Origin of the sequence: Psychrobacter sp. bablab_jr014 (assembly GCF_016464015.1) — a bacterium.
Taxonomy (GTDB): domain Bacteria; phylum Pseudomonadota; class Gammaproteobacteria; order Pseudomonadales; family Moraxellaceae; genus Psychrobacter.
Genome location: NZ_JACDXT010000004.1, coordinates 23,694 through 49,296, shown reverse-complemented (window position 1 = coordinate 49,296; position 25,603 = coordinate 23,694). Strand labels below are relative to the sequence as shown.

The following is a 25,603-nucleotide window of genomic DNA, read 5'->3' as shown; positions in this document are numbered from 1 at the left end:
GGATGGCTATGAAACTATCAAATATCGTATTAGTCGCTGGCTTGTGGGTTGGCATGGCGTTACCCGTATACGCCTTGGATGCTGATTGCCCTGATCTGCTTTACAATCATGGCTATGCTTCAAGCGCTCAGTTTAAATGTGGTTATGAGTTTTATAATCAAAGCGTTATTGACCGTGCTGCTGAATGTAGGGCCCAAGCGGTAGAGGAAGGCGTTGAAGAGGAGCTAATGAATATATTGAGAATGGGCGTCGATGACTTTAATACAGGTTATGACAGTACATCATCAAAGCATCGTTTTTGTGCCATGGTCGCTGAAGAATATTCTGATTTTGTAGCACCATAGCCGCCTGCCGGTCACAGCGGAACACCCCGCAAACCAACTAAAAAAGCCCCTTAGAATGAATATATTGCATATTCCTTCAAGGGGCTTTTTCTATGTCAAAAAAAACATCACTCATCACTTACAACTTATCTGACCGTGGGCGACCTGATAGCGTGGGCATGGCACGGCGTGTCAACGTCAAAGCATGGGTAGATTTCATCAATTCGTCTGACGTACAGCACGTTGTAGATTCAGGCGATATGTATGGCTATATCGGACACGAAATCCGCCAACGTTTTGGCCTACGCCCACCTGATAGCTTTGTAGACCAGTCGGGAAAAGTTGTCTATCTTGAGCCTGCCTTTCGCACTATCAAGCTGTCTGCCAATGCACGCGGTGACGTATCTGCACAGCATGAATTTTTGGATACAGATTTAGGCAAACATGCCGCACAGCGCTATCACAGCAAGGCTGGTGGGTATAGTACAGCAGTACGAACAGGTGACAGTCAAGACGGTACAATTTTGCTTGATTTTGCAGGCTTTGACCAAGTGCTTATGCCTAATTACAACACCAATCGCGGCGATGGTACGTTTGACGCACTGAAAATCGTAGAGGTGGGCGGTGATTTGCAATTTGACAATGCAAACCCGCAACAGCAAGCCGTTGTACATCGAGCCTTAGAAGCCGCCATCGCCCATCAATACGATAGCATCCACGCCATGATTGCCGCACAAAATATGTCAGTGCTGCATCAACAAGAGCTACTAGACGTGCATCAAACTGTGATTGCGATGCAAACCCGCCAAGACAATATTAAAAAGCGCCGCCAGAGCCGCGAAGACGAGTTATACGACTCAATGCTGTGCCCATCAATATCATTTGCAGAAAAACAAGCAGAATGGGCAGCGTTTGCAGACAGTACAAGTGAGCAAGACGCAAAGGCAGTAACTAAAGACAGTAAAAATCAGTATGAGCCGCCGCGCGAGTCGATATTTACTCGCATGAGACGAGGGGGTTAATGTCATGGGTGATATTTTATTGTCTCCGCGTGAGAGTATACAAAACGCCATTGGCTTAAAAATGCGTAACTTTCGCCAGTGGTGTTCACCGCATGGTATTCGCGACTTACGCAGCTGGAAGACCCGCCAGCTACAGGCCTCTATTGTCGTATCAAAATCCAAAATGATAGATAACGTAGAAGAAATGCTACGCAAAATTGCTGAAACGGACAATGCTGGCGCCATTGGTGACGATGATAATAGCGGCACGTCGGTTTATCTGCCCGTGATGATTATTGCCCTTGCTGCTACACAAAATCCGCCTGAGCAGGACGTAGTAATCGGACGTTCTGATTGGCTGGCATGTGTGATACCAAGCGACCCTTTGGGGCGTGTGGTGCAAATACGCTGTACACCCGTTGCGTACCGCTGCCAAGTGGCCTTTTTTGCGAGTAATGACCATGCTGCTGAGTCCATCAGCAATCAATTTTGCAGCTTTTTTAAAAGTGAGCAAAAGCGTGCGTTTAAGGTCAACTATGACTTGGGCTATGCGGGTGAGCATATCGTACGCGATGCGTGGGATTTCCGAGTTATTGAAAACACGCTATACCCTGATACCGCCGATGTTAGCATTCCAAACGTAAGCGCCGTAACGATTGATTTTACTATCGTGGGTAATGAGCCGACGGTGGTAGGGCTAGGTCATCCTGATGATGATGTGACCGATACGGGCGAGCCAGACGGCAGCATCCCACCAGGACTACCGCCAGTAACAGGCGGTAGACTGCCAGATGAAGCGCTTAACGCCGTAGTCACTCAAGCGGACGTAATAGACGAGGGCGCAAACAGCCGTACCCGCCTAAAGGCTGATAAAGAAACAGGCACTATCACTCAGACTTATGTGAACATGGACGGGGGTGAGCTATGAGCCTGATTATCGACGCGCGCGCCGCTTCGTATAGCGGTGAAGCGGTCCGCATCATTGCCGCTACAGACACCAAAAAAGGCATCATCTTAATCCAAGACATGGCTAAGTGGTCTGAGCCGACCAAGTTTGACGCCAATACCGTCATCGTTACCGATACGCCTACTGTTTTTGACCACTGGCAGCTATGCTTTGATGAAGCTAAGCACATGCAAACCGTAATGCGTGCTTATCAAACCGTGCGCTCCGCTGGCTTAATACGGCTTAAAGATACAGTACGGCGCTATGATCCGACCAACGTTATACAGATGCGAAAAATTGATGAGCGCGGCCGTGTTGAAGAGTTTGACTCATCGAGCATTAATAATGGCCATCTAGCCGTACTTTTGGCGGTATGGGCATCGCGCACGATGTACGGCGGCAACATCATTACTATGCCAGACGTGCCAGCAGTGGCACAGATAAACGGCAAGCAAGTAGATGACGACGATGACATGCTGCTGCCTATGAGCATTTAATAAGGGGCAGCCGTGAAGCCGTTGTATGAGCTGCCCGAATGGGACGAGGCGTGTCGCCGCTATCGTAACGATATTAAGCGCTTTGCCGTCGAAGCATTGAGAATAGACGTTACGCCCCAGCAAGCACTACTGTTTGACTGTATCAGTGCGCCTGGTGCGCGTGTGTCTGTAGCATCAGGACACGGTACAGGTAAATCACGTAGCGCGGGTGTGGTGGCGCTCTGGCACCTGCTTTTTTACCCTGAGTCCATCATGCTGTTCACGGCCCCACAGATTGGGCAGCTAAAAACCGTTGTATGGAAAGAGATTGATATCTGTTTGCAGCGCCTCAGAATGAGTGATGCGTTTAGCTGGCTTGCCGATTATGTCGTATCGCAAGCAGAAAAAATCTACATCAAAGGCTTTTCTAAGACGTGGTTTGTTTTTGCTAAGACTGCACCAAAGCACCAGCCGACCAATATCGCAGGTCAACATGGCGATCATTATATGGTATGGGTTGATGAGGCTTGCGGCGTATCTGATGAGGTGCTGAACGTCGCTTTTGGTGCATTGACTCATGCTAATAATCGTGCGGTCATGACAAGCCAGCCAGCGACCAACGTAGGTATATTCTTTGACTCACACCATGACCTAAGCTATAAGAATGGCGGTGTTTGGATATCACTAGAGTTCAACGGTGAAGAGTCGCCGCTGGTCAGCTATGACAAGCTAAAAGAAGCACTGTATCAATATGGTGGGCGTGATCATCCTGAGTACATGATCCGTATTCGCGGTAAATTCCCTGAGCTTAGAAACACGTACTTGCTGGCACGTTCAGACATTAATGCCATGCTCAAACGTGCGTCTGCTATTAGTGATACAGACAGATACGGCTATATGATTGCCGTGGATGTTGGCGGTAACGTAGGACGTGACAGCAGTGTGATTACTGTAGCAAAAGTTGTGGATAAGGATCTGAACGGGGAAATTCAACGACATGCCCATGTTGTCGATATCCCGCTGTTTAGCAATAGCGCCGATATTGATATGTTGCTCGGTAAGATTGATTCACTATTGCAGGATTACCCTGGTGCGACTCTCATCGTTGACCCGATTGGCGCAGGCATGGGCTTGTGTCAAAAGCTAAAAGCCAAGGGTACATTCTTCTACGAAGTCCAGTGGGGCGGCGCACCATTTAACAATGATCATAAAAAGCGTTTTTCTAATAAGCGTACTCAAGCCTATGTGACTATGAGTAAGTCAGTACAGCGCGGCATCTTTACCATTGATACCCAAGTGGCTAAAGCGTACAAAGTTAAAAATAATCTCAATACACAGCTATCGCGCTTGCCGTACTCGTTTGATGACATGGCGCGTTGGGTAATGATGAGTAAGAAGGATATGAAACTCAAAGGCATTGATTCACCCGATTTGGCGGATACTTGGGCCTTTATTTATATTGACAACATCCAGTACAGCCCTGCTAATGACGCGGTATATCAAGATGCAACGTCGGCAGCAGAAGATGATCCATGGGGCGATTTGGAGAAGACAGCCGAGGCGGCATTGCGGAACACAGCATAAGGGCTGTTCGTATAGGCGATAAGATAATAGGTAATAACCACTATCTATCGGTGTACGCATGGCACAGCCAATCATATTTACAATCACAAAGGCAGGCAAGCAGGCTGCCTTAAATGCGGCTACAGATGCGGCCGCACTCAAAATCAATCTTACCGAAGTTGGCCTTGGTGCTGGCAAGCATACGGTGACTGGCAATGAGACGGCGCTGGCAAGTGAGCTACAGCGTAGTAGCATCGTATCAGGTGATGTTGAGCTTGCCAGCCATACACTGCGATTTAGCAGCAGTATGACGGCTGATACTGTCACAGACGTGTATGAAATCGGCTTGTTTACTGATAACGACGTGCTGTTTGCTGTAGTGTCATCGACAACTGACCCGCTATTTACGCTGCATCCTGATATTACCTTTGTGGCCTCTTTTGGCCTATCTTTAGCAGACGTTGCCCAAGATAGCGTGACCGTGACTACCGACCCAAACGGCGCGCTTAGTGTTGTTCTGATGCAGCAGCACCTAGCCGCGCCTGATCCGCATCCGCAGTATCTAAACCAGCAACGCTTTTTACAGTTTTTGCAGCTTGCATATCCCTACGGGCATAAATACTGGACACACGATAAAGCCAATCCCAAGCCCTTGTTTGACGCCATGTTTGGCTTTGAAACGTACTGGCGGCGCTTAGAAGGCGTAGGACTGGTTGCTGTCAAAGACGGTGATGCTTTTATCGGTCAGTCCATGCTTACGCTTGGTCAACGTGGCACTACTGAGCTTGCTACCACAGCGCGCCCGCATACATACCCTGTATACACCAGCTATCTGTTTGAGCGCTATAACCCTGATGATGTGGTAGAAACGGTTTGGAACGTGACGGCGAACAAGACAGCTATTACCGAGGGTGAGGCGGTGCGCTTTACAGTGACCGCTAACAACTTGCCCGATGGTCAAATTTTAGATTGGTCGGTGAAAGAGGGCGCGCTGAGCATGGATAGCAATGACATTGATGCACCTGAAAAATCCGAAAGTGGCACAGTCATCTTGAAAAATGGTCAAGCGGTCATTGATTTTGTGACCACCCCTGACGACAACGAAGAAGAACCCCAAAAACACGTTCGCTTAACCGTGGGCGCACCAGCTAATTTATCAGTCAATGTACCGATTACTGACACAGGACATCATGAAACAGTGCTGCATATCAGCCAGTCTACTAATGACGGCATATCGCTTGATGAGTATTACTATACCCAATACGGTGCGTACCCCGCTGCAACCGATACTGTACGTTTTATCGTTGATGACGGCGTTGATATTATCGCACCCAATACCGAAACGCCTGCTATCACTGAGGGCGCAAACTGGTCTTCAAACAATCCGCCTATCGTAGAAAACCACGGCCGCATTTTGGGACGTGGTGGCGCAGGTGGGCGTAGTGCTGTTTTTATAGGTGGGGCAGGGTTTTATTCTGGCGATAACACGTTAAGCAGCAGTAGTTTTGAAAGTAAGCACAGTAAAAAGCAGGCGGAAAAAGGGGCGGATGGCGGCATAGCGATCGTTGGATATATTCATGTTGATAATTACGGTTTGATTGCTGGCGGTGGTGGCGGTGGTGGTGGTAATGGCGCTGTTCATGCAAATGCAAGATACACATACGCCATTCTACAGTCTGATAGCTCAAGCGGTGGCGGTGCGCCATTTGGAAAATCTTCACCTAATCGTACGTTCTATACGTCACTGATTGACATGGCTAGCACTGACGCCAAACTCAAATATAAGGCTGTAGAAGCTAATGCGATAGCAGCAGTGCCTGACGGAGACTGTCTGGCAGAAATAGCTGTCCACACGGACGGAGATTGGAGAGCCTTGTCTGCATTACATAGCCTGTTCAATTACACAACTGATGCTGATGTAACTGGTTTTACGGCATCAATTCCTGTCAGTGAATTGCTTTTCATCAAGTATCCCCTTCCAAAAACCTCTGCGTTTCGTATTACTCCCAGCTCAACTGGTTTATCACAAGCTGAACTGGATGCTGAAAATCTTTATATCGTAGATTTTTGGACTAGGGGAAACAGTCCTATAGTTATTAGCCCAGCACAATACAATCCGCTTGATGCTGATGTGCTTACTGGAGCAGCAGGAGGGGCTGGTCTTAATGCGACAACACGTTCCCCTGTTTATATATCAGAGGATGATAGTCCGTTTAATCCAGCAGCAATGCTGCCTGCCTTGAAGACATACGACTACAAAACTGTTGCAACTGGAGCCAAAGGTGCGGATGTTGGCGAACAAGGCGCGGATGGCTCTTTAGAAAAAGTTATTGCGAACTTACAAAAGGGTGAGTTTGGTAGTGGCAAATACGGAGTGGTAGACGTTACCAGCCTCGATCAAAGCGATATCACAATCTTACCGCCCGCCGCTGGTGGACTCGCAGGCTATATCTCACAAGGCAATGTTGTCATCAACAACTATGGCGGCGGTACTATCAAAGGACGTACCGCATGAACCAAAACACATACCTAAACGCCGTCCGCGCTCACGTTGATACGCTGTATCGACGTGGGCGTATGGATAGTCTGGTGTCTCATGATATCGGTGCTGATGAACAAAACGACCCCACACTGGTTGCCCATCGCGTCTATAGTAGGCGTGATGATGTTGATGTGGTCATGCTTTGTGCTGGCACCAATCGCATAGGTGAGCCGCTACCGCTGGGACGCATCTATCTACCCACTGCTGCAACACTAATGCAGTTAAAACGCCAACACCTGAGCGAGTAGTACCATGCCAATCAATACCAGCCAGCAAGACGTTATCATGAACGGTATGACGCTCGATGAGCTACGGCGCTGGCGTGAGCAGCAGGCAGATGCTTTATCGCAACAGACCAAGCTTGCCAGCCGCCACAATCAGTATCAAAAGCAGATGCAAAAAGAGCTTGATACTGGGCGTAGGCTATCAGATGCAGCTTTGGATAAGCTCATCAAAAAAGCCAGTAGTAAGGCAGGCATCAGCACGTCAGAACTACTGGCGTTTACGCTGGGCGACACGGTACGCAACAACGAAATTAAAAAGGCGCTTGATGCTTCTACGCTCGAAGCTTTTATGAAAAACATCGAAAAGGCTTCAAAAAAGTTTGCAGGCGGTATCACACCGCAGGGTGTTATCAATAACTCTCGATTTGAAGATATTAAGCGCGCAAATACTCAGATTCATTTAGCGACCGTTTTCAAGCGTGATAAAAATGTTTTGTACATCATGACCAACGCGGGTGTGGGCAGTAAAGACACGCACCATAACGTGACGGTGGAGCTAATCGACTATCCAGCACTTACCACTGGTCGCAGCCGTGTACCGCCTGTCACAGCCATCAAAGAACTACTGAAGAACGGCAAGATACGCTTTGATTGCGATTGCGGACGGCATCGGTACTGGTATCGCTACATTGCGACTATCGGTAAATATAATCACGGTATAGATGAAACCCGCTATCCATCCACACGCAATCCACACGGAACAGGTGTGGCATGTAAGCACGTCTTGCGAGTCATGAAGCACCTTAGCAGCCCGTCGATGGTTGCAAGCATACAAGCGTACATGCGAGCCGATATTGCACGGGCTAATAATCAAATTAAATCACATCGCAAGTCGCAATCAGCGATTGCTAAAGACGTCAAAGGGCAGGCGCAGGCACTCAATAATTGGAACGGTCGCTTGCATTGGAGCCGTAAAATTAAAAAAGAGCTGGATACCGCGGCTAAAGAAATCAAAGCCGAACAATCACGCCAGCGGCGCGCAACGCCAGCGAATATGCCGACTCAAGCAGAGCGTAGTAGCTACCAGTATGCGGTTAAACAGCTTGCTAAAAAGGACGTACCAGAGCGCTTTAAACAGATATACCAAGGCGAGATTGCCGACTATCAAAACAAATGGGGTAAAGATTCATGAGTATGCGGATTGAGAACGTACAAGTCGCTAAAGGGCTACGCCTGTCACGGCGTATTGTCACTATGCGTAACCCTAAAAACATTCCTGCTGTAGTTTTTCGTAGAAAGGTATTACCAGCGCCCAATGGCAATAGTGACCGTCATGTGGACAGCTGGGGCGGTCTTGGGTCTATCGTAGACAGCGACGAGCACGCCATTGACTACGAAAAGTTGGGTCATGCGATGGTTATCATCGTTGATAGCGTGGGCGGGACACTGCATGACAATGGCACATTGATTGTGCCTGAGAGTTTTAGTGCCATCGCGCATATAGAGCCCTACGACATCAACATTAAAGACGCCGATGAGCGAGTAAAAACAATGCCTAACTGGACGCTGCATAAGACAGACCTAGTTTGCTTGCTATTAAATGGCTACAAAGACTTTTATGAAATCACGGGCACAATGGCGATGGGCAAGCTGCCACAGGCTGGCGTGCGCTATCTTTTGGCGCAGCGCTTTGATTTAGATTTTTTAAATGCACTTGATGAGAAAAATATTGATGATGTGCGTGTGCCTTACGAGTAAATGCGTGCACGTATTTTTAGCTTGCCTGCCAAAATCACGGAACACGAAAAAATAGGTATTAAAAAGACGCTTAGTATATCCATATCGGTCATATTCATTCATCAACAAAGGACACCGACATGGATCCAAAACAAGCGTTAGCCCTTATCGATAAAGTACGTGGAGAGGTTAAGCTCACTCAGCGCCTAATGCCATTTTTTGAAAAATTGAAAGGTGCAGGCGGGCAAGAAGATGCTGTTCAATTTGATTCTATGCTTGCTACAAACCCAGCAGGCCGTGAAGCGGCAATGGAAAATTTGCCACCAAGTTTAGCGAACATTCTGAACCATCAGTATTTTCAAAAACAAACCGACCAGCAAATGGTGTTTGACGGTATTTCAGACGGTATCGCTGAATATCAGGCACGCAATGGCGGTGAATCACCATCTTCTTGGGTTATTGCCAATGCCTTGGTAACTGCTTCTACAGCGCTAGGGGACGGATCAAAAAAGCAGTTGGGTGAGGGTTATACCTTTGATAGTCTAAATTTCAGTAGCCATAGCGCAACATCTATCGTACCAGCTGCCACGCAGGTGTTTATCAGTCAAACTATTGCTAACGCACTGCCTATTGTGACCATGCTGCCAAACCCGACAGGGGCGAATGAGCTGCCAATCGTACATACGCAGATGGTTGCTGGACGGGATTTAGCAGCGGCACGTCGCGGTGAATTGCTTGATGGTTCTGGCGCAGGCCTACCGTACTTTGAAAACCGTCATGTGCTGACCATGACCAAAGACGCGACTACACCCGCTAAATTCACCTTGTCTGTACACACCAAATATGACAAAGCAACCAGCGCGCACAATACGCTAAAGTTCGTTCCTGATACCAATTCATCTAAAGCGCCATTCATCGCAGGTCGCGTATTTATCAAGCTAAAAGGCCGTACCATCGCGCAAAGTCCATCAGGTTATTCCAGCAGTAGCAATGTTTCAGGCGTGCTTTCGCTACAGGTCAATAGCAAGCCGCTGGTTATTGGCGGCAAAAAATATCAAGCACTAAGCGCTATTGCCAATCTTGATACGCAAGAAATCGAAATCACTTTTTCTGAAGCAGCAGGTTTTGATGTGCCAGTGCAGGATGATGTGGTCGGTGATGTCTCGTTCGACTATGAGCGTAAGGACGGCAGTGGTAAAAAAATCCTAACTGAGCCATCAACGGACATTCAGCCTGAGTATGAAACGTTACGTGCATACCCAAGTCGCACACTTTCAACCGCAAGTATTGATGCCATTACTCAGCTTGCTAATGAGCTTGGTCTGGACTTCTTCTCGGCCAGTCAATATATCAGCCTAGCGCGTTATATTTTAGAACAAAACGCCCGTTTATTACGCGCTGCTTATGAAATGGCCATTACCAACGCGGATGCCAAAGAAGGGCGAGTGTTGATTTATGACTTCAATACGAACGGTGTTGCACCTACCAATATCGCCAGCGCCTCTACCAAAATCAATCAAGTCATTACCAAAGGTCGTACGCGCCTTAGCCGCGCTATAGGCATGGTCATTGGCACTATTGATATCTATGTATCTGATCGAGGTGCGGTGTTCTTCGCAGGTATGGATGGCAGTGACTATGAATCAACTTCAAATAGCTATGGTGATAACGGTAGTGTTTATATGATTGGCCGTCTGAAAAAGAGTAACGCGAACGTCTATTACATTCCGCCATCTTTAGGCGTACTTGACGAGACCGTAGGTAGCCCAACGACAGCACGCGCGTTGTGTATTGCTCGTCCATTATCGCAGATGAAAGCACAGTTTGTAGGCTTTAACGTCGTACCACCGCTATCTGTGTCATCAAATGCAGATGCGTTTGAACAAAATGCTGGTTCGTATATGCGCCAAGCCGCAGATATTAACCCTATCGGACGTTATCAAGATCAATCATTCGTGATTGAGATGATTAATTTACCTATCTAATAAGCCCGTATAGGGCAAGCCACACGCCCTTACTGTCATGGTGGCAGTAAGGGCGTTTTATTAAGCATAGACGCATACACAGGACATAAAACCATGAGCACACAAGCAAAAGCATTACCCGACAATTTAGACGCGCTGGCCCAACGTGAAGACTTTAAAAAGGTTAACGCTGATGAAACCATCAAGACACTAAAAGCAAAGCTGGACGATGCGGGCGCTCTGTACACCAGTACCGACGATAAAGCCGAACTGGTCTGGCGCTGGATGGATTATCAAGGCGTGGATTTTAGCACCGAAGAAGCCAACACGGATACCGAAGCAAAAGACGCGTCTGAAGCAAACGATACCGATATCGAGCCAGTCAGTGAAGAAGATAGCCAGCAATCTGACATTGTGGCAGGTGATACCGAGACGCAAGAAGCTGCTATTGAGTCGGAAAGCAAAGAAGCACCTAAACAAACAGATGATCAGCCCAGAGCAACAGCGGCAGGCGATACAAGCACTAAAGATGAAAGTGCAGCGACAGGTATTAATACTTGGCCGTTTTTTTCTCGTCGTCCTTTTTTGCCGCGCTTGGCGGGCGAGTTTAGCACTTCAAAGCGTGTGACAGCGCAAATTTCGGTAACGAACACGGGTGCGTATGCTGTTTTTGAGCCTGCGAGCAATACGATGATTGAATCTGGTGAAACGGTAACAATTAAGCCAACGGCTACCGCATCTATGAAGCAGATTACCGACAATATTCACCAAATTAGTTCGCTGCGTGGCGACGTCTTAAAAATCGAAGAGTAAGTAGGCTTGATCGGCTGCAACAGACCTAAGTTGCAGCTTTCGATTTATTCAAATATTCATAAGGAGTCGCTATGATTGAAACTAAAGTTTTAAGCGATGCACCAGGTATTCAAAATCAGGGGCTTATTGATAAAACGGAGAGCACTAGCCTGCCAGCCATGACCAACGGCGTCATCGTTGGCCGTTTTAAGCGCGGTAGAATGGATAAGGCCATGGTGGTGACTGCCAATAATTATCAGGCCGTATTAGGACATGACCCGTCTAATCCCAGTTACTTAGCAGTAGAAGACGTGTTTGCACTTGGGGTAAATCAAGTGTCGGTACTGCGTACGGGCAGCAGCACAAATGCCAGTGAAGATTTTATCTGCACAGCCTCTAATCTTGAATTTATTCAAGATTTTGTACCATCAGCAAATCTTACCGTGTCCATCAATGATCAAGAGAAAATAACAGTTCAGACACCTTCTTTTGATGCTTCGCAAGCAGAGTTTCACCAATACCAATTACGGTTTATTAACTTGATGACAGCAGGTGATGGTAATTCTATAGCGTTTGTATCCGCATTTTTTACCAACCTCAATGTTTCACCGCCTGAGGTAATACAGCAAGGACAAGCTGCCGTTCAATTCAGTGGCATATCGTCGAACGGTGAGATTGAAGTATATGGCACTACTCATAACATAACCGACTTAATCGTCGATGCTGCGTCTGATGGCGTAAACGCCGAAAGATATGAAATAGCATCTATCAAACGTGAAAAAACAACAGTGAAAATTTATCCTACTGTGGGTGTATCTAAAGAAATGGACGACTATTATAGATTCCCTGGTGCTAGTGACAACGGTGACCCCATCGTAATAACGAGCTGCGCCAGAGCAGTTTTAGGAGACGTTGTGCAAATCAGCTAACCCTAAATCTACCACGGAACACGCGATAATGACTCTTAAAATCTTGCCTATACTGGTCGTATACCAACCAATATAGGCATTTTTTATGATTGAAACTAAGGTTTTAGGCGATGCACCAGGCATCCAAAATCAGGGGCTTATTGATAAAACAGAAGGCCCCAGACTGCCAGCTATGACCAATGCCGTCATCGTTGGCCGCTTTAAGCGCGGTAGAATGGATAAGGCCATGGTAGTCACTGCTAATAATTATCAAGCGGTGCTTGGGCATGACCCAAGTAATCCCAGTTATCTTGCCTTAGAAGACGTATTTGCGCTTGGTGTAAATCAAGTGATGGTATTGCGTACAGGTAATTCACAAGTGCCCGCAGGTGGGAGTTCTGAAACGCTTGCGCCTAGCTATATTAATATCATTCAATAGGGAGAAAAAAATGCGACTATCAGGATGTTTAAAAGTACAAATTGACGATAAACCCGCCCAGATTTTTGTTGTCACTGATTTAGTGCCAAATACAGAGTACGGCACACCATTGTCAGAAGATAACGCACGTCTAGTATCGTTGATGAGTAATGTGTTTGCAGGGCGAACATCATGGCATGACACGCTACTCTTGCCGATTGCTATTGCTGACTATACTTACATTGGTGATTATCGTCTCGGGCCTGATAACTTGAGCTATGTCGGCTATACATTTGATCAAATGAAATATCTGCTTGCAGACGAAGTTATAGCTACTGATGAATTCGCTATAAAAATTTATGACGCTACACCTGAAACTTTACAGTCAGTTATTAATGATGTGATTGGCGATGGGCAGTTCCAGCTGGTTATCAATACAGCACCGTCTGTCGTTAAGTTTTTAAAATGCACACCTGCGGAAATTGAAAATTTATACATTGGTGATCAAATCGCGCCTCATGTCGACGCTTATGACTATCTGTTATCTAGCCTAGTTAACACCAGCGCTGAAGTAGAAAGCATGGGCTTTGTTAAAGCGCGGCATGAATCAGGACAAGAATGCGTTGTCTTTAATACGCAATGTTCGTTCACCATGCGCGCACCTGAACTTTCTAATACTTAAACCACGGAACATGCGATAAAGCCCTTCAAAACCTTGCCTATACTGATTGCATACCAACCAGTATAGGCATTTTTTTATGATAAAGACTCTTTACCTAAGCGTACTTGCTGCATCAATGGTGCTGGAAACACAGCCCAACCCCAGTGCGCTTGCTAGCATCCAGCTAGACACGCATTACGCCTTTGACAATAACGTCGTAGCGACTGTCAAAGTGACCGATAACAAGACCATGGCGCCAGCCGATGACCCGCTTAATAATCTGATTTTTAACATCACACTGTCTGACAAAATCACAGCTGCGACTATCACAAAAGTGGAAGGTCGCTTGTACACGGGCGGCGGTATTGAAGCCCTAGAAGAAAAGTACGGCACCGACTTTCTATATATGGCGGGCAAGCTCGATATGGTGGGCGCGTTAGGTGGCGATTATGACTTTTTTGACCATGTAATTACCAGTTATGAACCTAATCAAGCTAACGCCATTAAAAGCGCACTTGATACCGCTGGCGTGCTAAACGCGTTGGGTGCGTATCGCCAAAAATCAAAAACCTTTAGCGTGCCTGCCACGGCAGTTGTGGACGCTACGCCTGATGAGGTGCGTAAGCGCTTAATGGGTATCCAGCAGCGCCCCAACTATATTGGCATTGCTGATATGAGTAGCTTACCGATTATTGAGGCCGCGGCGGAAGTTATGAATAAGCGCAACTGCCATTTAATGCTTGATGTCGGTGACATTGCCAACTGGCAAACTATGGTTGCACTGGTAAATAGCATTAACATCAACGATTCACGCTGTGCTGTGCTATGGAATACGAGTAAATCACGTCCTGCTCGCGCTGCCACCGTACTTGCGCGGAAAAAATGGAGACCCTGTATCGGTGACTATCTTGGTAAACACCTACTACGCAATGCGCGTATTAACGAGTCAGGTGTGCCACCACTTCATGAACCAGTCGCAGGCTATCGTTATCCAATCTTATTCAAAGATATGGAACAAATGGCAGGGGTAGACTTAGATGAAGAAGCGCAAAACGCTATCGCCGCCGCGCGCGTGATTCCCGTCATTTACGAAGAATTTGCCGATGGCGGGCGCTGGGTATATGGAGACGCTTTAACTCAATATGACAGTAAAACAAGTGCGCTTAAACTCACCAATGCCGCTGAAATTGCCACATACACTACCAATGTGGTCACTGGTATTGTCAAAAAGCATTTGCTAAAAGCAATGAGTAGCTTTGTCGAGGACGTACAAGATGAAGCTAGCAAATTCTTAGACCAATGTGCCACAGCAGGCTTATTACAGCCGTCCGCCGAGCTTGACGGTAAATATTATGTCTTTACCGTAGCACCGATTGACAACAGTTTTGAAAAAGCAAATGTAACGCTTATCCGCCGACCCGAAGGCTGTGCACGTCAAGTCATCTTTAACGATACCGTGACACGCTAACGGCTATCTAAACTTAAAAGCCCCAACCCTTAGTGATCGAACTACAAACAAAAGGAAATTATCATGTCCTCATTTTTAAGCCCAACCATGGCAGCCCGCCGTGACCAACGCGCACAGCGACAAAAAGAGCAGGTGCAATTTGACTCAATGACCGCCCAACAAGCAGCAGACAGTATCGACGATGAATTGATTGATGCAAGCATGGCAATGGCCGTTACTTTTCAGATGCGCCAGCAAGCGCTAAAAGTGGTGTTTTTGCTGGCCGCCTTATTGTCTGACGAAGGTTACGACGAACAAGAACTATTGCCCAGCGAAGCATTGGACGGCTTGATGACACAAGCGTTTAACGATGATGACGATGACGAAGCACTAGACAGTGCCACGGTTGAAGTTTTTTCCGCCTATATCGCTGATGCGTTTTCAACTTTTGGCGTCAATGATGACCTTATCAATGATTTGTTTGATACGGACACTGAGACGGCCGATAGTGCCATTTTATCGGCTGCCGATCAGGTGTTGGAAGCCATGCCCGCCGATGATGAAATTGCGGACTTTACCAAGGCATTTGTGTACAGCGTTGAGCCAGACGATGATGACGGCGACGACACCTACGATAGTATGCAGTTTGATGCGGCCAAAAAAACCAAGCTGCGCGCTGGCAAGAAAACAGTTAAAAAGGTCAATGGTAAAACCCTTGTGTATAAAGCGGTGAAAGCCGTTCGTAATGGCAAAGTGGTCACTGTGAATAAGCGTATGCAAGGCAGTTTGAAACTATCAGCAGCTCAGAAAAACGCGCTACGCAAGGCACGGCGTAAAAGTGGTACGTCTTCTGCTATTCGCAAATCAATGCGTTCACTGGGTATCGGCGTAAGCCGTGGCATTTATAAGGGTGATGTGTCGTCAATTCAGAAAGCGGCTTTGGGTCGTCACTCAAAGTCGATTGGTATTTAATTCAACATTTAACCCTACCAGGCCGCCTTACGAATAAGGCGGCTTTTTATTGTCTGCCTGCTCGTCAAGCACGGAACACCCGCCAGCCAAGCCATTAAAACCTCATAAAATGGATAACATCAACTATTTTAGGACAGGCCATAATGAAGCTATCAGAAATCACAGAAAAAACAACGCTGGTCAAAGATTTTGCCAATCGCTTAGCCAAGACAACCAGGCAAGCCATCGTGAATACCACCATTGAGAAGACCAAGCGTGTATCAGGAGCCAGCGCACGCGCTGTTAGCTTTGCGCTTGAGAATAGCCAGACGGTAAAAATTTATCTGCGTGTCGCGGGTGAGGCGTTTGATATTTTTCGCATCGACATCAATGGCAAGATGCAAAAGCTGGCGGGTGACTATAGCAATGACTACGCGCCGTCTTTTAATGCGTCAGTCGATATCATCGCCAACATGGTCAAACAAGGACAGGCGGCTTTTGATAAAAGACAGGCTAAGAAAAAAGTAGCGCTGCCAAAAAGTCGTAGCCCGCGTACTGCACCAAAAAATAAAGCCCAGCAGCGTAACGCCTTGCATGATGAAATCGCCGTTCTTGATGAAAAGATTGCTAAACGGACAGCGACTAAGAATGAGCTACAAGCCCAGCTTGACCGCTTGCTGACTGCCAAGCAAGGGGACGCCGCCGATGACTAATGCCTATATACTCGATATTGTGCTGACCGTTGTGCTATGGCTTATGGTCATCAAAATGGTCTTTACCGTAAAACGAAACCTGCATCAAACGGCAGGTAATGTGCATGTGCTGGCGCTTGAGCTAAGACAAAAGCGCGCGGTTATTCTTGTGTTGACCGTCTTATTATCCAGTGTCCTGTGGTTTTTGGCATGGCGACAATATGCGCTGATGCAACACTATGACGCTGACGGTATTAGCGCAATAGGCATTACAGCAGCGTTGGCACTGTCTGCGCCAGTATTGGCCTTATTTAATGCCGTAGTTACAGCCATCACCCCAACACGGTATCACAGTGCCCCAGTGGGGCAAACGCCACCACAGGGCAATGACTATGGCGGTATGGGAGGAATGTCGTAGTGGATGCCTCGACGATTAGAGACATGGTGAATCACTGGCTCAGTACGCCACCAAACGGCTATTTTGGTCAAGGCTATGGCTCCGATACGCGGTCGCTACTGCTAAGAGAATTGAGCGCCAATTCAGCCGACCAGTTATTAGCACAGCTGCGCCAGCAAATACCGATACTCAACCAATTAAACGATGACCAGCTATCAATCCATGAAGAAATCAGTGGTTTTGATACCAAACGCATTTATTTAAGCATTGGCAATATTGATATTTTGCTTGATGACAACACCAACGATACCAATACCAATCAGGATTATTATGACATCAGAGCGCAATAAACTGCTATCAAGTATTGAAAGCAAGCTGAATGACTATCCCAGCGTAGCCCAGCGCTGGCGAGCAGGTGACCCTACTGTACGCGCGATGATGGTATCGCTTGCCGAGATTGTTGTGCATTTACAGCGTGATAGTGCATTAAACAGCGTTGAGCCGTTTATCAAGTCAAAAGACCGCACTATTAAAGCCGATGCGATCAACAAGTCCATCTTGCCAGCCGCTACGCCCTGCCAGCATCTTTTGACCGTTGAAAATGACGCTGGCGTGACACAGACGCTATCACAAGGACGCTTAGTAGAGGACGGCACAGGCAGACAGTGGCGTTTGCTTGCGGCCGTGACTGTGGCGGCAAGCGAGAGTAAGACGGTACTGGCCGAACAGAGTGTTATTGTGCGTAGCGAGTTGGTTATACCGATTAATGAGCCGTTTTATAGTGTCAGACTATCGACGACTGATGATGCGTATTTTGCGGCTATTGCTGTGACCAATACGACAGTACAAGAGTCTTATCAATATGCGCCAAACTTTATGAATGCCGCTATAGGCGCGCCTGCCTACACGCTACAAAGCGACAATTTGCGCGACCTTGAAGTGATTTTTGGTGCCGATGGGCGGGCAGGTAAAACGGTACAAGCGGGTGAAACCTACGAGTTTGCTATCACGCAATGTTATGGGGTGGTCGAAGCGTCAAGCCTTGGTCAAGCCGCACTTGCTAGCCTAAACACCGCCGATGAGAGTCGTCTAAACCTCTACTTTAAGGCAGGCGATATGCAGCGCTCAGGTGCAAACCCGCTTAGCGTCAATCAGATGCGTTTGCTGGCAAGTTTTCCCTCAATGTATGACCAAAATGCCGTATTTATGGGCAATTTTACCTTTCTGATAATGCAGCATTTCATGGCGCGTTTTGACTATATGGCAGCATGGAATGAGACGGCGCATGATAAGTATTACGGCGCATCGCTTGAGCATATCAATCATTTGCACTTGGCTGTACGCGCAAAAAATGCAGGCGAGCAAGAGCATCTGATAACAGATATTAAGCATCTGATTGCGCGCGCGGATAGCTTGCTTGATGGGCGCGTGATTGTACACGCGGTTGAAGAGCGTCCGTACAACATCACTATCAGCGGTCGCTTGGCAGCGGTGCATGATATGGACGCGGTACGCATACAGATAAAAGAGCTACTGCTGGCAAGCTATGGCAAAGGCTCATTGGCCGCTATTCACCACAACGCGGACGGTTTTAACAGACAAGAGATTGCGACTAAGATTCGTAACAGCATTCCCGCCTTTCAAGACCGCGTGAGCGATTTTGTGGTTGATGGTGAGACGGTGGCAGAGACGCCGATTAAGCCGCACCAGTGGGCGTATTTGGCAGAAAACACGATTGCCATCAATCTAACGCGCAATGCCGATAGTGGCAATGCTGTATGGACGATGTAGGGGCATATAATGCAGCAGACCAGTTTACCCGCCAGCGAATTCATCGCGCCAATCACGCACAGCCACAAAGCCAATGAGCTTGAGGAGGCCATGGCGGGTGTATTTGCGTTAATGGTTGATGATTACTGTCTTGACGCGCTGAATGATATTTTTAGTTATAGCGTCCCGTGGCAGGGCAGCCAGTCGGTGGTCGAGCGCTTTACTAAACTTAATGGCTTGGTTGTACTTAGACGCGATGACGAGGGTTTATCCGACACGCTGATGCGTATTATCTATGCTAACTGGCAAGCGCTGGCAAGTGAGCGCGGACTGGGGTTTTTACAGTTTGTGCTCAATATGCTGTACCCACAGCAAAATAAAATTGTAAGACTTTGGCACTCTAAAACCTTGGCGCACAGATACCCTTTGCATCTAACTGACACTGAGCGTTCAGACAGATTTTTGACCAGCCGTATTCGTATTGAGCTGGACGCGGCGGTTAACGTGCAAGAATTGTCTGAGCTGGCACCCACGTTATCGCGGCTTGTGCCGTGGCAAGTGGTTCCGCAAATTGCTGTGAGTTTGCCACCGACCGAAGATATGGGCGTTAAGGTGGCGGCGGCTGGGAACGTCTTTGCTGTGGCTGACTTTTCGCCTTCTTGATTAATTTGAAAAAGCGTTTGACAAATTATAACTCCAGAGTTATATTATCTATAACGATTCATAACCCTAGAGTTATAATCATAAACGAGACAAATTTTATTATAGGAGGTGGTTATTAGTTCTTCTGAGCTTATAAATATGCTCAAAGCAGATGGTTGGTACTTAGTTGCCACAAAGGGAAGTCATCATCAATACAAGCATGACACGAAAAGGGGCAGGGTTACTGTTCCACACCCTAAAAAAGACCTACCAAAAGGCACTGTTAATAGTATTTTAAAACAAGCTGGGTTGAAATAACCCAGCGGCTATAGAAAGAGTTAGCCTGTCCTAGAGGCAGGGCTAACGACTTACTGTAGCTGATTTAAGAAATTTCTTTTTATATAGGGATATATGGAAAGAGACTCTACTAAATAATTTTAAAATATTGTGTACGTTCTGCTTAAAGATTTATTTTTGAACTAATAGAACCTCAATAAAGGAGACTAGCCATGTTTTATCCTATCGCAATCGAGAGAGGGGATAGCCATACAGCGCATGGTATCCGCGTGCCTGATTTACCAGGGTGCTTTTCTGCTGCTGACAACTATCAAGACGCCGTTGATATGGCGATTGAGGCTATCGAGCTGCACCTAGAAGGCTTGGTAGAAGACGGAGAAGAAATCCCACTTCCTTCTGATATCGGCGCTTATATGGATAATCCTGAGTACGCAGGGGTAACTTGGGCTTTAGCACCAGTTGATGTAAACCGCTATCTCGGAAAAACTGAAAAAATCAATGTAACTTTACCAAGTCGCCTGATTCACATGATTGATGAAAAAGTGGCAAGCAATAAAGAGCGCTATAAGAGCAGAAGTAACTTTATTGCATTGTTGGCAGAGAAGAGTTTTTTTGCTCATTAATATTTGCTGTTTAATAAAAAGCCTCGCATCTGCGAGGCTTTTTTTATGTCCACTCAAACCACGGAACATGCCTCAAGCAAGCCATTTATCTTTGTCACAATAGCCTTATCAACATACATAAGGCCACCATCATGAAACCGAACCTAAGCGCCAGCAGCGCAGGCATGAAAAAAGACTACCTTACCGCAAAAGAATTGGGCGCAGCGATGCTGGCCTGTAATGCGGTGCTTATCCCTACGGGCTTTGAAAATATCCGTCTGCTTATTCAAAACTTTCAACGTCCAATTCAAACCCGCCTTGATGCCGCCGAAGTCGATTATGCCAATGGGCTGCAAGCATCTGTACCAGGTACGGTAAAGACCAAATTTGAAGGTCAGTGGACGCTGATTGAAACCGAATCGGGTGCTATTGCCAACTTTGCTGCCGCGATTAACTCGCCGACTTATAACGGCGTATTGCCCCTTGCCAAAATCTATGAAGGTCATAAAGCCAGTGATTCGGTAGGGCGTGTACATGAGCTTCTCGACTTAAATATCGCTTTTGAAAGCGGCGGGGATATTGATGCGTCATCGCGCAATCAGATTTTGCAGGTGCAGGCGACCTGTACCTATATGTACTTCGGTGAGTCGGGCAACTTGGGAACCAACGATAGTACGCTGGCAAGTACTATTAGCTCAGCACTTAATAACCTTGCAGCGCTTAATGGCGTGAGCATTTAATCATGGACAAAGTAAAGCGCGGTAGCATCGAGCAGGTCGCCAATGAGCTTTACGATGAGCTACTGACCACGGGGTCATCGCTGCTTGATGAAGAAGTGCTAAAAATCGTCATCAATGCAGCAAAGGCTTATCACACATGGTCGGGTGAGCTGGCGGCTACCGATGATAACGGCGTGCTTACTATTGATAGCGCTACCGTTATCGCGGTAGATGACTGGGAGATTATGCAGCCTGTCGTATTGGCGCATTGCGACTTAACGCAGGCGCGCCGCTTGGAGGCGATGCAAGAACCCAATGCGGGTATAAGCACCAGTGAAGCCATGCAGCTTTATAAAGACGCGCTGGCGACCATGAAAAAAGAGGCTTTTCAGTTTATGCCAGCGAGTTTTGATTTGGGTGAGGATGACAAAGACGGCGCTATCAATTTGTCTGGATTTTGGGATTTATAAAACATAATGGAGTCGTTATGACGGCAACAACCATAGTCGAAAATATCACGCGAGAATGGAAAAAAATATCAGACGGGCAGTGTGAAGTGCAGTCCATCAATGACAGAAGCACCTTTGATAAATTGCAGTTTGATTTTTATATCGGTCAAGATATGCCAGCCAGCGATGGGCAGGCGTTTATGCGAATCAGGCTGTTTGATATTGTCAATTTTCACCGCGCGGCCCCCGTTTGGCTGCGCTTAAATGAGCTAAATACCGATAATGAAGCGACCGTTGTGGTTATCAGGGATGCCCTGTAATGCAAGCCAGCGCACCAGTTTAGCTAAGGACGCATCATGAATATCCAATTAGAAGATGGCAGTCATATCGGCGCTGAGCGCTTAATCAGCGCCATCTACCGTACCGACCTTGTGCCCGTTCCTGTCACCATTGAGCTGGTGGTACGGGCAGATGAAGCACTGTATGAGCTGCTTGCGATAGATGCGATGCTTTTTATGCCAAACGGTGTACAGCTTACCGTGGTCAAATCACAAGTTATTAATCAGCAAGGCGTCAAAGCAGGGCGGCGTATCGCTGCCATCCACGTCATCGCTGTGCTGGCAGGTTGTCAGTCGCTTATTGGTGTTACCAAGCGCGCTGTAAGTTTGGAGGACACCAGCTTTAATGAGATATACCGCGCTTTGGGTGCAAAAATCCGCATACAGCAAGACATTAAAATCAGTCGGTTTATCTGTCTAAAAGGCCAAATGCCGACCACGGCTATTGCGGCCGCGTTACAGCGCGAAGCGGCGGTGATCTGCCACAAAGACAACCGAGTAGCCGTTATGGGTCTTAATGAGTTGTTTAACGGCGAAGGCATATTGTTTGATAGAAGCGCCGTACAGTGGGTAGAGAATCCTAATGCGGTACGCCGTGGCAATATCAATTATCTGTCTATTGATGATAACGGCAGCGATATTGTCGGTCAGACGCATAGTGAGCGCAGTATCGGTTATTACCCGCGCGTCAATACACGAGAGCTGCAAAACTTGCAGCGTGTTCTTATCACCAAAGCCACGATTACCCGCCAGCTTGACGCACGTCTGAACGCGGGTGAGCTGGTACGAGTAGACGATCAGCGCTTAACCACGCTAACCGCTGCCCATCGCTATGATACGGGCGCGGCAGGAGGTAATAGCGTCATGGCGACTCAAGCATGGCTGGCACAAGTGGAGAAGATGCAGTGAGCCACATTAGCCCCTTTTTTCACCCTGCAAAGCTGGTCAGTTATGACAAGGATGGCCGAACCGCTAAAGTGACCATCGAAGGGCTTACGAATGGTTTGCCAGAGGGTATCACGGCCATGCTTGCGTATCCCATTGGCGATGATGACCGCGATACTGAACGCGAGTTGCTGGCGGGTGCTGATGTGTGGGTGTTTTTTGAGCAAGGCGATACCAGTATGCCCATAGTGGCTTTTTATCGTCGTCACGGCCAAGGGCGCGCGCTTGTCGATGTACGCCGTATACGTCAAGAAAATATTGAGCTGCTGGCACGTACCAGTATTACTTTAGATGCCAAAGATTTTATTGATATCAAGGCTAAAAAAATAAACCTCGATGCCGACGTGATTGCCCTTAACGCCAATACGTTCGACGTTATCGCAGAAACCAACGTAAAAGGCGACATCAACCAAGTGGGTAATTACTTCATAACAGGCAGTCACACAGTTAATGGCAGTCAAACCGTTAACGGTGACAGTGTGTCTTACGGCAATCAAATGACATACGGCACGATGACAGTATCTATTGATGTGATTGCTGGTGGCATATCTCAAGTAGGGCATACACATGACGGTACCGAGCCAGGTAGCGGCAACACTGGCACTCCAAATTTAATATAGGTGATATATGGGCTTCAATTTAGAAAGACATCTAGCAGGGGCGCTGATTGATAACCGTCAGATGCGCCAAGAACAGCATCAAAACTTAGTAGGCATTAATGACGTTGACCAAAGCTATGAAGCCATTAATCAGATGGCGCTGGGCACGCCAGCCGCCACCAGCCAAAACCCTGAACGTACCCGCCAGCAAATCTATGCGATGTGGCAACTGATGCAAAAAGACCCGCAGGTGTCAGAAGCCCTAAGCCTGCACGTTACCGCGGCGCTAGGCTGCCATGAAAGCACGGGCGACATGGTGTTTATATCGCCGCATGATAGCATTAGAACAGGCGGTCAACGTGCGCGTGAACTTCGAGAGCGCGTAGAGCGAGAAGCAAAAATTATTGCGCCTATTCTAAACCGTTATGCAGTAGCACTAGCAACGCAAGCCGTCGGGTTCGGTGATAGCTATGCGCGTATCTTATTTGATAAAAAAGGGGTGAAGGGCTTAATTAGTAATCAATTTACCATACCGCCCCTAATCATGCCGTTCGAGCGCGCAGGGGAGACTATCGGCTATCATATCTTAGAGGCAAAAAAGCAGCAGCGTGTCATTACCAAATTGAACGCCCAGCAGATGCTACGCTTTAAAATGCCACGTATCGACTATGTACCGCAAACGCAGGTACAGGCATGGCAAGACACTAAGGCCATGATGTATGACAGCGCGCATGATATGCCCATTTTACCCGCTGAGGTAGGCGGCTCATTTTTGTACAAAGTTGAAGATCCATGGCGCGATGTGACCATTGCCCGTGCAGCACTAAACAATCAGCAGATTGCCGACAGTGTGAAGCAGACTTTCCTTACCGTCAATATGGAAGGGATGCCCAATTCACAGCAAAGAAAGTATTTTTCGCGCCTTACTGATTTGCTAAAAAACTATCGTCAGCGCGTGCGGGATGCCTTTGCAGGTAAAGAATCATTGTGGGGCCCAAGTTTTCACATAGTACCGCAGTATGGCGAAAAGCAGATTTTGCAATCGGTCGGTGATATGTCACAGCGTATGACGCCGCTGACTGATCAGCCGCTTATGCTGGCGCTTCGTCAGTTGGCAGGCGGCTTGGGAATGGACCTATCTTTGATTGGCTGGGCCGATATGCTGGCTGGTGGTCTAGGTGATGGTGCAGCATTTCATACGTCAGCACAGATTATGCGCCGTTCTCCCCTAATTCGTAGTGCCTTAACAGACGGCTATAATCATTTAATGAGCGTACATTGGGGTATTAAATACGGCAAATATTTTGCAGAAGGTGATTATCCGTGGCAGATTAATTTTTATAGCGACCAGACGGCGGCAGCCACGCAAGCGCTTACCAATCGCCAGAACCGCGCTAATACGACGTTACTACAAACGCAGGTATTCATGGCTATCAGAGAGCTTGGGCTTGATTTCTACGGCACACAGATGATGCTTGAGGATGAGATGGGCTATGACAGTGATAAGGCGGCCAGAATTGCCAAGTATATTTGCGCGCAAGCACAGCAGACAGATGGGCACATGATGGGTGAGGGCGAGCCTCTACCTGAAGACATGGAATTCGATTATGAATAGAATGATGCAGTTAAAAAAGCTGTACGGTGAGACTAAAGCGCATGGTGTGCTGATGCAGTGCGCGTATGAAGTACGCTTAGAAGACGTGTTCGGTATTGGTGCAGATATACCTTGGTTTAAAGATAAAAGTTTGCGCTACTTGGTAACGGATACGGACTTATCATACGGTGGCCTTGAGAGTGAGACGTTTAAGGCTGGCGCGCACCAAGGCGGCTATATCACTGGCACAAGCGAAGACACCATTGATATGACTTTCATCGAGACGGTCAAGGGCGCTATTTTTAATTCATACCGCCGCTGTTATACGTGCGCCGCACCAGGTGATGGTACGGTCAATGAGCCCAAAAAGTACACGTTTAAACTGACCATCAATCTATTAAACCATAATGATATTAATGCAAAACCCGTGTTTGGGCGGTCATGGCTGGTATCGGTCAAGGAGGGCAAGACGGACTTGAGTAGCGCGGGGCGCAGTGAGATTGTCAAGGTGCCGATTACTTTTCAGAAGATACGGCCGTTGATGTTTGAGAGGTAGCTAAAAAGTCGATTTTCAATTGAAACTCATGATACCAGAGTCAGTATAAG

The 25,603-nt window shown here is 47.3% G+C and carries 30 protein-coding genes; all 30 read left to right on the top strand.

The features are described from left to right. The first annotated feature begins 8 nt into the window (after nt 1-8). The 30 genes from JIE71_RS00885 (at nt 9) to JIE71_RS00740 (ending at nt 25,553) form a co-directional block, all read left to right on the top strand. Nucleotides 9-344 carry a hypothetical protein gene (locus JIE71_RS00885; RefSeq protein ID WP_199506847.1) on the top strand — a complete coding sequence of 112 codons (336 nt, stop codon included), beginning with the start codon at nt 9-11 and terminating at the stop codon, nt 342-344. 92 nt (nt 345-436) lie between these two features. After that, on the top strand, nt 437-1,345 hold the full coding sequence (locus JIE71_RS00880) for a hypothetical protein (protein ID WP_199506846.1): 909 nt from the start codon (nt 437-439) through the stop codon (nt 1,343-1,345). 4 nt (nt 1,346-1,349) lie between these two features. Next, entirely contained in the window at nt 1,350-2,252 is a 903-nt protein-coding gene (locus JIE71_RS00875) for a hypothetical protein (RefSeq protein WP_199506845.1), read from the top strand. Next, nucleotides 2,249-2,767, top strand: a complete 519-nt coding sequence (locus JIE71_RS00870) for a hypothetical protein (RefSeq protein ID WP_199506844.1) — start codon at nt 2,249-2,251, stop codon at nt 2,765-2,767. Before JIE71_RS00875 ends, JIE71_RS00870 begins: the two co-directional genes overlap by 4 nt. A 12-nt stretch (nt 2,768-2,779) precedes the next feature. Next, nucleotides 2,780-4,330, top strand: coding sequence for a hypothetical protein (locus JIE71_RS00865; RefSeq protein ID WP_199506843.1), 1,551 nt, complete (start codon nt 2,780-2,782; stop codon nt 4,328-4,330). Between the two features lie 58 nt (nt 4,331-4,388). Then, nucleotides 4,389-6,824, top strand: a complete 2,436-nt coding sequence (locus JIE71_RS00860) for a hypothetical protein (RefSeq protein ID WP_199506842.1) — start codon at nt 4,389-4,391, stop codon at nt 6,822-6,824. After that, the gene (locus tag JIE71_RS00855) at nt 6,821-7,099 is read left to right on the top strand and encodes a hypothetical protein (RefSeq protein WP_199506841.1); all 279 of its coding nucleotides are present in this window, start codon (nt 6,821-6,823) and stop codon (nt 7,097-7,099) included. The genes JIE71_RS00860 and JIE71_RS00855 overlap by 4 nt, the downstream gene beginning before the upstream one ends. Before the next feature lie 4 nt (nt 7,100-7,103). Next, nucleotides 7,104-8,267, top strand: a complete 1,164-nt coding sequence (locus JIE71_RS00850; protein ID WP_199506840.1) for a hypothetical protein — start codon at nt 7,104-7,106, stop codon at nt 8,265-8,267. Beyond that, nucleotides 8,264-8,833 carry a hypothetical protein gene (locus JIE71_RS00845; protein ID WP_199506839.1) on the top strand — a complete coding sequence of 190 codons (570 nt, stop codon included), beginning with the start codon at nt 8,264-8,266 and terminating at the stop codon, nt 8,831-8,833. The genes JIE71_RS00850 and JIE71_RS00845 overlap by 4 nt, the downstream gene beginning before the upstream one ends. Before the next feature lie 119 nt (nt 8,834-8,952). Further along, nucleotides 8,953-10,797, top strand: coding sequence for a hypothetical protein (locus tag JIE71_RS00840; protein ID WP_199506838.1), 1,845 nt, complete (start codon nt 8,953-8,955; stop codon nt 10,795-10,797). A 93-nt stretch (nt 10,798-10,890) separates the two neighbouring features. Continuing rightward, nucleotides 10,891-11,589 (top strand): hypothetical protein, encoded by a 699-nt coding sequence (locus tag JIE71_RS00835; RefSeq protein WP_199506837.1) that lies wholly within the window; start codon nt 10,891-10,893, stop codon nt 11,587-11,589. Between the two features lie 71 nt (nt 11,590-11,660). Next, on the top strand, nt 11,661-12,497 hold the full coding sequence (locus tag JIE71_RS00830; RefSeq protein WP_199506836.1) for a hypothetical protein: 837 nt from the start codon (nt 11,661-11,663) through the stop codon (nt 12,495-12,497). An 85-nt stretch (nt 12,498-12,582) separates the two neighbouring features. Beyond that, the gene (locus JIE71_RS00825; protein ID WP_199506835.1) at nt 12,583-12,915 is read left to right on the top strand and encodes a hypothetical protein; all 333 of its coding nucleotides are present in this window, start codon (nt 12,583-12,585) and stop codon (nt 12,913-12,915) included. A gap of 10 nt (nt 12,916-12,925) precedes the next feature. Then, a complete protein-coding gene (locus tag JIE71_RS00820) occupies nt 12,926-13,576 on the top strand; it encodes a hypothetical protein (RefSeq protein ID WP_199506834.1) in 651 nt (216 codons plus the stop codon). Nucleotides 13,577-13,652: 76 nt separating this feature from the next. Beyond that, nucleotides 13,653-15,023 (top strand): hypothetical protein, encoded by a 1,371-nt coding sequence (locus tag JIE71_RS00815; RefSeq protein ID WP_199506833.1) that lies wholly within the window; start codon nt 13,653-13,655, stop codon nt 15,021-15,023. A gap of 63 nt (nt 15,024-15,086) precedes the next feature. After that, nucleotides 15,087-15,974, top strand: a complete 888-nt coding sequence (locus JIE71_RS00810; protein ID WP_199506832.1) for a hypothetical protein — start codon at nt 15,087-15,089, stop codon at nt 15,972-15,974. Between the two features lie 143 nt (nt 15,975-16,117). Beyond that, nucleotides 16,118-16,666 carry a hypothetical protein gene (locus JIE71_RS00805; RefSeq protein ID WP_199506831.1) on the top strand — a complete coding sequence of 183 codons (549 nt, stop codon included), beginning with the start codon at nt 16,118-16,120 and terminating at the stop codon, nt 16,664-16,666. Next, nucleotides 16,659-17,063 carry a hypothetical protein gene (locus JIE71_RS00800; protein ID WP_199506830.1) on the top strand — a complete coding sequence of 135 codons (405 nt, stop codon included), beginning with the start codon at nt 16,659-16,661 and terminating at the stop codon, nt 17,061-17,063. The genes JIE71_RS00805 and JIE71_RS00800 overlap by 8 nt, the downstream gene beginning before the upstream one ends. Continuing rightward, nucleotides 17,063-17,392 carry a hypothetical protein gene (locus tag JIE71_RS00795; RefSeq protein ID WP_323126899.1) on the top strand — a complete coding sequence of 110 codons (330 nt, stop codon included), beginning with the start codon at nt 17,063-17,065 and terminating at the stop codon, nt 17,390-17,392. The genes JIE71_RS00800 and JIE71_RS00795 overlap by 1 nt, the downstream gene beginning before the upstream one ends. After that, complete coding sequence (locus JIE71_RS00790) at nt 17,373-18,833, top strand: hypothetical protein (RefSeq protein WP_199506829.1); 1,461 nt, start codon at nt 17,373-17,375, stop codon at nt 18,831-18,833. The genes JIE71_RS00795 and JIE71_RS00790 overlap by 20 nt, the downstream gene beginning before the upstream one ends. A gap of 9 nt (nt 18,834-18,842) precedes the next feature. Then, a complete protein-coding gene (locus JIE71_RS00785; RefSeq protein WP_199506828.1) occupies nt 18,843-19,475 on the top strand; it encodes a hypothetical protein in 633 nt (210 codons plus the stop codon). 114 nt (nt 19,476-19,589) lie between these two features. Next, nucleotides 19,590-19,772 carry a type II toxin-antitoxin system HicA family toxin gene (locus JIE71_RS00780; protein WP_199506874.1) on the top strand — a complete coding sequence of 61 codons (183 nt, stop codon included), beginning with the start codon at nt 19,590-19,592 and terminating at the stop codon, nt 19,770-19,772. A 191-nt stretch (nt 19,773-19,963) separates the two neighbouring features. After that, complete coding sequence (locus JIE71_RS00775) at nt 19,964-20,374, top strand: type II toxin-antitoxin system HicB family antitoxin (RefSeq protein WP_199506827.1); 411 nt, start codon at nt 19,964-19,966, stop codon at nt 20,372-20,374. A 131-nt stretch (nt 20,375-20,505) separates the two neighbouring features. Continuing rightward, nucleotides 20,506-21,093 carry a hypothetical protein gene (locus JIE71_RS00770; RefSeq protein WP_228284481.1) on the top strand — a complete coding sequence of 196 codons (588 nt, stop codon included), beginning with the start codon at nt 20,506-20,508 and terminating at the stop codon, nt 21,091-21,093. Between the two features lie 2 nt (nt 21,094-21,095). Beyond that, complete coding sequence (locus JIE71_RS00765; protein ID WP_199506826.1) at nt 21,096-21,542, top strand: hypothetical protein; 447 nt, start codon at nt 21,096-21,098, stop codon at nt 21,540-21,542. Between the two features lie 17 nt (nt 21,543-21,559). Beyond that, nucleotides 21,560-21,841: a hypothetical protein gene (locus tag JIE71_RS00760; RefSeq protein WP_199506825.1), complete on the top strand. Its 282-nt coding sequence runs from the start codon at nt 21,560-21,562 to the stop codon at nt 21,839-21,841. A gap of 36 nt (nt 21,842-21,877) precedes the next feature. Further along, nucleotides 21,878-22,768 carry a hypothetical protein gene (locus JIE71_RS00755; protein WP_199506824.1) on the top strand — a complete coding sequence of 297 codons (891 nt, stop codon included), beginning with the start codon at nt 21,878-21,880 and terminating at the stop codon, nt 22,766-22,768. Then, nucleotides 22,738-23,424 carry a hypothetical protein gene (locus JIE71_RS00750; protein ID WP_206767424.1) on the top strand — a complete coding sequence of 229 codons (687 nt, stop codon included), beginning with the start codon at nt 22,738-22,740 and terminating at the stop codon, nt 23,422-23,424. Before JIE71_RS00755 ends, JIE71_RS00750 begins: the two co-directional genes overlap by 31 nt. A 7-nt stretch (nt 23,425-23,431) precedes the next feature. Then, the gene (locus JIE71_RS00745; RefSeq protein ID WP_199506823.1) at nt 23,432-25,018 is read left to right on the top strand and encodes a hypothetical protein; all 1,587 of its coding nucleotides are present in this window, start codon (nt 23,432-23,434) and stop codon (nt 25,016-25,018) included. Continuing rightward, nucleotides 25,011-25,553, top strand: coding sequence for a hypothetical protein (locus JIE71_RS00740; RefSeq protein WP_199506822.1), 543 nt, complete (start codon nt 25,011-25,013; stop codon nt 25,551-25,553). Before JIE71_RS00745 ends, JIE71_RS00740 begins: the two co-directional genes overlap by 8 nt. The last annotated feature ends 50 nt before the right edge of the window (nt 25,554-25,603 follow it).